Raw genomic sequence first — 6,714 nt, 5'->3', positions numbered from 1 at the left:
TGCTTGCGCTGGGGGCGCGCTTTGTGGATGCGCAGGGGGAATTGCTGCGGCCTAGCCCTGCGGGATTGACGGATTTGGCGCAGGTGGACTTATCGGCGCTGGATCAGCGTCTGGCGAACACCCGGATCGAGTTGTGGAGCGATGTTGATCACCCCTTGTGCGGCAGGCAAGGCGCTTCGGCGGTTTTCGGTGCACAAAAAGGGCTGACTGCGGCAGAGCAGTTAGCCGCTGACAAAGTGCTGCAGCGGCTCGCCATACTGGCGGGGGGCGATGCGCTGGCGCAGCAGGCCGGTGCCGGTGCGGCTGGTGGCATGGGTTGGGCTTTGCTGTTGCTGGGAGGGCAGCGGATCTGTGGGGCGCAGGCGGTGGCAGATCACACTGGCTTGGCGGCGGCCTTGCGCGAGGCCGACTGGGTGCTGACCGGCGAGGGCGCTTCCGATGTGCAAACCCTGTCGGGCAAGGCACCTTTTGTGGTGGCGAAACTGGCGCAAGCCGCCGGCGTGCCGGTGTCGCTGCTATCCGGTGCGATCCGGCCGGATCCGGCAGGGCGCCTAGCAGCCTCTTTCGATGGCTGCTTCTCGCTGTGCCATGAGCCTATGTCTTTAAGTGTGGCCATGGGGCAGGCGCCGGCCTTGCTGGAACAAGCTTGCGAGCAGCTGGCACGGACGGTGTTGCGGGCAAGGCGTGCTTAGCTGACCGTGCCCCGCGCCGGGCGCGGCAAGTGGCCGCCGCAATATTTGCAATAGCGTGCATCCCAGTCATGCCCCTCGCTGAAACAGTGCGGGCACAAACGCGTGCCCGAGCGCACCTCCGGCAGTGGACTGGCTCCGCCTTTGGCTATCTCGGCACTGACGATGCCGGTCGGTACGGCAATAATGCCGTAGCCCATAATCATGGCGACGCTGGCCAGCGCCTGACCGGGTGGGGTTTTGGGGGTGATGTCGCCAAAACCGACCGTGGTCAGGGTGACGATGGCCCAGTAAATGCTGTGCGGAATGCTGTTGAAACCGTTTTCCGGCCCTTCAATCAGATACATCAGCGTGCCCAGGATGATGACCAGCATGATGACGGTCGCCAGAAAGACGGTGATCTTGCGCTGGCTGGCAATCAGGGCGCGCTTTAACTGCTGGGCTTCGCCGATATAGTGGGTGAGCTTGAGGATGCGGAACAGGCGCAGCAGGCGCAGGATGCGGATGTCGGCGAGAAAATGGCTGCCGGGGATAAACAGCCCGATATAAAAGGGCAGCACGGCCAGCAAATCGATGACACCGAAAAAGCTTTTGGCGTAGCGCATGGGCTTGTGTACGCACACCAGACGCAGGATGTATTCGACGGTAAAAAACAGGGCGAATGCCACATCCAGCAGTTGCAACTGCGGGCCATAGTGCTCGCGTACGCTGGCCACGCTTTCCAGCATGACGCTCAGTACCGAGGCGACAATGATCAGCAACAGCATAATGTCGAAGCTGCGCCCGGCGCGGGTATCGGCTTCGAAGATAATGATGTATAGCTTGCGGCGCCAGCCTTGCAGTGGGATCAGGGGTTCTTGTTCCATAGCGGGGAGCTTGGTTTCTTTCTTATAAAAAATAGATATTATGGCAGTGTTTGTTATTCTGTTTAATATAGTGGCTGAGATGAAACCCCAGCCCGCTATTCTATCTAGGAGAAGCAGTTCATGCGCATCGCCAATACGGTAACCGACCTGATCGGCAACACCCCTCTGGTTAAACTCAACCGCGTGACCACAGGCTGTGTGGCCGACGTGGTGGTCAAGCTGGAATTCTACAATCCGGCGCACTCGGTCAAAGACCGTATCGCCGCCGCGATGATAGACGCGGGTGAAAAAGCCGGCAAAATCGGGTCGGACACGGTGATTGTCGAGCCGACTTCGGGCAATACCGGCATCGGGCTGGCCATGGTGTGTGCCGCGCGCGGCTACAAGCTGGTGATTACCATGCCGGAAACCATGAGCCGTGAGCGGCGCATGCTGCTAAAGGCCTATGGTGCCGAGCTGATCCTGACGCCGGGGCCGGAAGGTATGGGCGGCGCGATCGCGCGCGCGCGCGAACTGGTAGAGGCCAACCCCACTACTCATTTTATGCCGCAGCAGTTTGAAAACCCTGCCAATCCCGCCATCCACTACGGTACTACGGCCGAAGAAATATGGCGCGATACCGATGGTCAGGTCGATATTTTCGTGGCTGGGGTCGGCACTGGCGGCACCATCACCGGCGTGGGCTCTTTCCTCAAGGAACACAAGCCTGAGGTGCAGATTGTCGCAGTCGAGCCGGATGCCTCGCCGGTCTTGTCCGGTGGTGCCAAGGGCCCGCATCCGCTGCAGGGTATAGGTGCCGGGTTTGTGCCTGCCATACTGGATACCGCCGTTTACGATGAGATTATCCGCGTCAAGAACGACGACGCATTTGCCACCGCGCGTGCGCTGGCAAAAGAAGAGGGGCTGCTAGTCGGTATCTCGTCCGGCGCCGCCGTCTGGTCCGCTTTGCAACTGGCGCGCAAGAGTGAGAATGCCGGCAAACTGATCGTGGTGGTGGTGCCTTCGTTTGGCGAGCGCTATCTGTCGACCCCGCTGTTTGAAGATCTGGCTTGAGGCTTTGGCGGCCGGCTGCGCCAACGTCGTATAGAATGCAGACATGAAACCAAAATTGCTGATTGTTTTTCTTGCGGCGTCTTTGCTAGCCGGCTGTGCCGGCTTCGACCCTTTCAAGGCAAGTGCACCTGCCGGCATCAAGCCCATGCCCAAGCCTGAAGTAGCCAAGCCGGCGATACAAAGCCAGAGCGAGCGTTTGCTGTTCGAAGCTAACCGGCTGGCAGACGAAGTAAAGACCGGGCGGATGACGCGCACCCAGGCGGCCGATGCGCTGGGGCGCGCCCGTCTGGCTTGGGTCGGGCGCAATAGCGTGGATGATGAGGTATTTCGCGCCTACCGGCAGATGGCAGTGGCGCGGGACGCCGATATCATGACGCAGCCGATGGCGCATAACCGCATGTTCGAGCTGCTTAAAAACTGGCAGCGTCGCTGGCTGTACCTGAAACCCAAGCCAAGTGAGCCTGCTTTTACCAATTTCCTGATGAAGGTTTACAGCCTTCCCCCTTTGCAATGAAAAAAAAGCAGACTTTAGAGCGCTGCCCTTGTGGCAGCGCTCTGGATTTTGACGCCTGCTGCGCGCCCTATCTGGCGGGCCAGGCCGCACCCAGCGCCCAAGCCCTGATGCGTTCGCGCTACACGGCCTATGTCAAAAAAGACACGGCCTATCTCTTGCAAAGCTGGCATGTGTCCACCCGCCCGGCAAGCCTGGATCTGGCCGAAGACCCGGTTAAATGGACTGCTCTGGAAATTCGCTCGCTGTCGCAAGGTCTGCCCGGTGATGCAAGCGGGACGGTCGAATTTGTCGCACGCTACAAAGCGGGTGGCCGGGCGCAGCATCTGACGGAAAAAAGCCGCTTTGTGTTCGAAGGCGGTCGCTGGTTTTATGTGGATGGCGACATTGCGTAAAGCCGGCATTGCGCTAGCGCAAACAGCTTGAAGGTCTTGTTTGACCTGAGTCTTTAAAGCAGCGCAGCATGTGGTTTTCTTGTCCTGCGGGGAAACCATGCGCACTGTCTATACCGATGATCACCACCTGCATCAAGGCCGGGCCGAGCTCTACAACGGCACGCTGACTGCAAGCTTTGAGAAACCGTCGCGTGCCGATATGGTGCTGGCGCAGGTTCGCGCCCAGACGCTAGGCGAGGTGCTGGCACCTAAGCCGCATGGGCTGGAGCCCGTGCTCAAGGTGCACGATGAGGGCTATGTACGTTTCTGGGAGAGTGCCTGGCAGCGCTGGTCGGCTACCGGGCGCGATTGGGATGCCTTGCCCAAAATGTGGCAGGTACGGCGTTTGCGCGAGCGTATTCCCGAGCATGTCGAAGGCCAGCTTTGCTATTACTCTATGGATGCAGGTACCCCCCTGACCGCCGGTACCTGGCCTGCGATTACTGCGGCTGCCAATGTGGCCGTCACCGCAGCCGATTGTCTGCTGGCTGGCGAGAAATCGGTGTTCGCCCTGACGCGTCCGCCCGGTCATCATGCGGCCTATGACTACTGTGGCGGCTACTGCTACTTCAATAATGCGGCGATTGCCGCGCAGCGCCTGCTGGATGGCGGCGTGCGCAAGCTTGCCGTGCTGGATGTCGACTACCATCACGGCAACGGGACGCAGGATATTTTCTATCGCCGCTCCGATGTGCTGTTTTTGTCCATACATGGTGACCCGCGCACCGAATATCCGTTCTTTCTCGGCTTTGCCGACGAGGAGGGCGAGGGTGACGGACTGGGCTTTAACGCCAACTATCCTTTGGCTGCGGGCACGGATGTGGCTGGCTGGTTTGCGGCGCTGGAAGCTGCGTGCACCCGCATTCAGGCATATGGCGCCGAGGCGCTGGTGGTGTCGCTCGGCGTGGATACCTATGAGGGCGATCCGATTTCTCGTTTCGCACTCAAACACGAAGACTTTATCCGCTTGGGCGCCCGTTTGGCACGCCTGGGTCTGCCTACCCAGTTCTGTTTTGAGGGGGGCTATGCGGTGGAGGCTATCGGCATCAATGCGGTCAATGTCCTGACCGGATTTGAAGGCGCTTAATAGGAGGGCTGGCGGTCATCCGAGATGCCAGCCCTTTATGCTTTACAGCAGCGCTTCGATCTCGTTCGCCATGGAAGTGGGGGTGGTTTGCGGGGCAAAGCGCCTGACGACATGGCCCTGACGGTCAACCAGATACTTGGTGAAATTCCATTTGATCGCAGGCAGGCCCAGCAAGCCTGGCTTTTCTTTTTTCAGGTAATCCCACAAGGGGCTCGCGTCTTTACCGTTGACGTCGACCTTGTCCATCAGCTGGAAGCTGACGCCGTAGTTTTTCTGGCAGAACGCACCGATGCTTGCCGCATCCCCCGGTTCTTGCTGGCCAAACTGGTTGCAAGGAAAGCCCAGTATGACCAAGCCCTGTGCATGATAACGCTGATGCAGCGCTTCAAGCTCGGCATATTGCGGGGTGAAGCCGCATGCGCTGGCGGTGTTGACGATGAGCAGAACCTGACCTTCAAACTGGCTCATGGGCAAAGGCTGGCCATTTATCGCCAACGGCGCGTATTGATAGATAGGGGATGGCATCAGGGCTACCGCAAGGATGAAGAATAGCCAGCTTAAGACAAGGTGGATGCCAAACGCAATGGCTGGAGTACTGGCGGGAAGTCACAGGCAAAAAAGAAGCGCCGTGGCAAGGGGGAACCACGACGCCCCAAGGAAAACTGCTTGCTGTGCAAGAACCCTGCGCCCATCAAGGGCAAACCGGATCCTTCGTTAAAGGTAGAGCATGTATGGGGGAAAAGCGAGGATGAATAGAGAAAGGAGATGGATCTGATTACTATCTGCAACAAAAAGGGGAGGCGGTGTCATGTGTCCGGAAGCAGTCCGCCTGAGTCAGGACGAGATCTGCTTGCCGGTATTGGTATGTAAAGTGTCAGGCTGATGTGAAATCAGCGCAGGTGGCGCAAGACGGCGAGACTGGGGGAGAGTGCAGCTTCACCCATGCGCAGGCTGCGCTGGCCGCTCCAGCCAAAGTCGTCATCCGGCAGGTTGGCGTTATCCTTGAACGGCATTTCCAGCGTAAAAGCGAGGCAGCGGAACTGTTCGGCGACCCAGGCGGTTGCCCAGGTCAGCTCGGCTTGTCCTTTTTCCTGCTTCGGATAACCGATTTCATCCTGGAAATCCGGGCAAGCAAGCTGCAATTGCTCCTTGAAGAGCGTCTCTAGTCTGGCAATACGTTCATCGTATGAAGGCACACCCTCGCTGCCTGCGGCAAAGACATAAGGCAGGGCCTCGTCGCCGTGGATGTCGAGGAACAGGTCAACCCCGGTTTCCAGCATTTTTTGGCGAACCGCCAGTACTTCCGGGCTTTTGTCTGCGCTTGGTGCATTCCATTCACGATTGAGGTTGGCACCGGCGGCATTGGTCCTGAGGTTGCCATGGATGGCACCGTCCGGATTCATATTGGGCACGATGTAGAACGTGGCCGAGTCCAGTAGCAAACGGCTGGTCGGGTCTTGTGGGTCCAGCAAGCGATTGAGCAAGCCTTCGACAAACCATTCGGCCATGGTTTCCCCCGGATGCTGGCGGGCAATAATCCAGATCTTGAGGTCGGACTCGACTTCGTGGCCTATGGTCAGCAGGTCGATATCGCGGTCTTCAATGGTTGAGCCCAGCGAGCTGACATCACACAGGCCGGAGCTTTGTGCCTGGCCGATCAGGTTGAGGTGCTGCTCGTAGGAGTAGGGCTCGAAATAGGCGTAGTAGATGCTGCCGGCCAGCGGTACATGCTCGATGGTCAGTGTCTGCCCATCATAAGTCGTCGGTACGCGAAACCAGTTGACGCGGTCGTATGAGGCCATGGCCTGATAGTCCTGCCAGCCTTGCGGGTAGGCACATTCTCCTGCATTGAGAAAGCGTAGCGTACAGGGTTGGTAGGCTGCGCCTTGCAGGCGGAAATAAAACCATTGGGCAAAGCTGGCTGCATTGTCCTGACGGATCTTTAGCTGGATGTCGGAAAAATCGTCAAACTGGACAACTTCGATACTGCCGGCGTCAAAATGGCTGCTGATTTTCATCCGATATAACCTCGGGCTCGGTGAACGGTGGAAACAAGGGCAGATTGTACTGCTTG

The 6,714-nt window shown here is 58.6% G+C and carries 8 protein-coding genes; 5 read left to right on the top strand and 3 right to left on the bottom strand.

Annotation, left to right across the window (positions count from 1 at the left end; all coding sequences use genetic code 11):
• On the top strand, positions 1-692 hold a 692-nt coding region (locus tag EGI20_RS04670; protein ID WP_498630051.1), incomplete at its 5' end, for a glycerate kinase.
• Here the strand turns inward: EGI20_RS04670 and EGI20_RS04665 are convergent.
• The gene (locus tag EGI20_RS04665) at positions 689-1,555 is read right to left on the bottom strand and encodes an ion transporter (protein ID WP_498630049.1); all 867 of its coding nucleotides are present in this window, start codon (positions 1,553-1,555) and stop codon (positions 689-691) included. The two genes, EGI20_RS04670 and EGI20_RS04665, sit on opposite strands and share 4 nt — an antisense overlap.
• Before the next feature lie 120 nt (positions 1,556-1,675).
• On the opposite strand from EGI20_RS04665, the gene cysK reads away from it, so the two are divergent.
• The 4 genes from cysK to EGI20_RS04645 all read left to right on the top strand — a co-directional run bounded on the left by cysK (position 1,676) and on the right by EGI20_RS04645 (position 4,640).
• Positions 1,676-2,608, top strand: a complete 933-nt coding sequence (gene cysK, locus EGI20_RS04660; protein ID WP_498630047.1) for a cysteine synthase A — start codon at positions 1,676-1,678, stop codon at positions 2,606-2,608.
• Positions 2,609-2,651: 43 nt separating this feature from the next.
• Complete coding sequence (locus EGI20_RS04655) at positions 2,652-3,122, top strand: hypothetical protein (protein WP_498630045.1); 471 nt, start codon at positions 2,652-2,654, stop codon at positions 3,120-3,122.
• Entirely contained in the window at positions 3,119-3,514 is a 396-nt protein-coding gene (locus EGI20_RS04650; RefSeq protein WP_498630043.1) for a YchJ family protein, read from the top strand. Before EGI20_RS04655 ends, EGI20_RS04650 begins: the two co-directional genes overlap by 4 nt.
• 97 nt (positions 3,515-3,611) lie before the next feature.
• Positions 3,612-4,640, top strand: a complete 1,029-nt coding sequence (locus tag EGI20_RS04645) for a histone deacetylase family protein (RefSeq protein ID WP_498630041.1) — start codon at positions 3,612-3,614, stop codon at positions 4,638-4,640.
• A 42-nt stretch (positions 4,641-4,682) separates the two neighbouring features.
• Here the strand turns inward: EGI20_RS04645 and EGI20_RS04640 are convergent, their stop codons facing one another.
• Complete coding sequence (locus tag EGI20_RS04640; protein WP_498630040.1) at positions 4,683-5,165, bottom strand: glutathione peroxidase; 483 nt, start codon at positions 5,163-5,165, stop codon at positions 4,683-4,685.
• Positions 5,166-5,530: 365 nt separating this feature from the next.
• Positions 5,531-6,658 carry a M14 family metallopeptidase gene (locus EGI20_RS04635; protein ID WP_498630038.1) on the bottom strand — a complete coding sequence of 376 codons (1,128 nt, stop codon included), beginning with the start codon at positions 6,656-6,658 and terminating at the stop codon, positions 5,531-5,533.
• Positions 6,659-6,714 lie beyond the last annotated feature (56 nt).

It is taken from the genome of Aquitalea sp. S1-19 (genome assembly GCF_024343515.1).
The sequence above is the reverse complement of the archived record's forward strand: the minus strand, read 5'-3'. Positions and strand labels throughout refer to the sequence as shown.

Excerpts from the sequence above, each read along its gene's own strand:
- EGI20_RS04635 (WP_498630038.1), bottom strand. The coding sequence starts at position 6,658 with ATGAAAATCAGCAGCCATTTTGACGCCGGCAGTATCGAAGTTGTCCAG.
- EGI20_RS04640 (WP_498630040.1), bottom strand. The coding sequence starts at position 5,165 with ATGCCATCCCCTATCTATCAATACGCGCCGTTGGCGATAAATGGCCAG.
- EGI20_RS04655 (WP_498630045.1), top strand. The coding sequence starts at position 2,652 with ATGAAACCAAAATTGCTGATTGTTTTTCTTGCGGCGTCTTTGCTAGCC.
- EGI20_RS04645 (WP_498630041.1), top strand. The coding sequence starts at position 3,612 with ATGCGCACTGTCTATACCGATGATCACCACCTGCATCAAGGCCGGGCC.
- EGI20_RS04665 (WP_498630049.1), bottom strand. The coding sequence starts at position 1,555 with ATGGAACAAGAACCCCTGATCCCACTGCAAGGCTGGCGCCGCAAGCTA.
- cysK (WP_498630047.1), top strand. The coding sequence starts at position 1,676 with ATGCGCATCGCCAATACGGTAACCGACCTGATCGGCAACACCCCTCTG.
- EGI20_RS04650 (WP_498630043.1), top strand. The coding sequence starts at position 3,119 with ATGAAAAAAAAGCAGACTTTAGAGCGCTGCCCTTGTGGCAGCGCTCTG.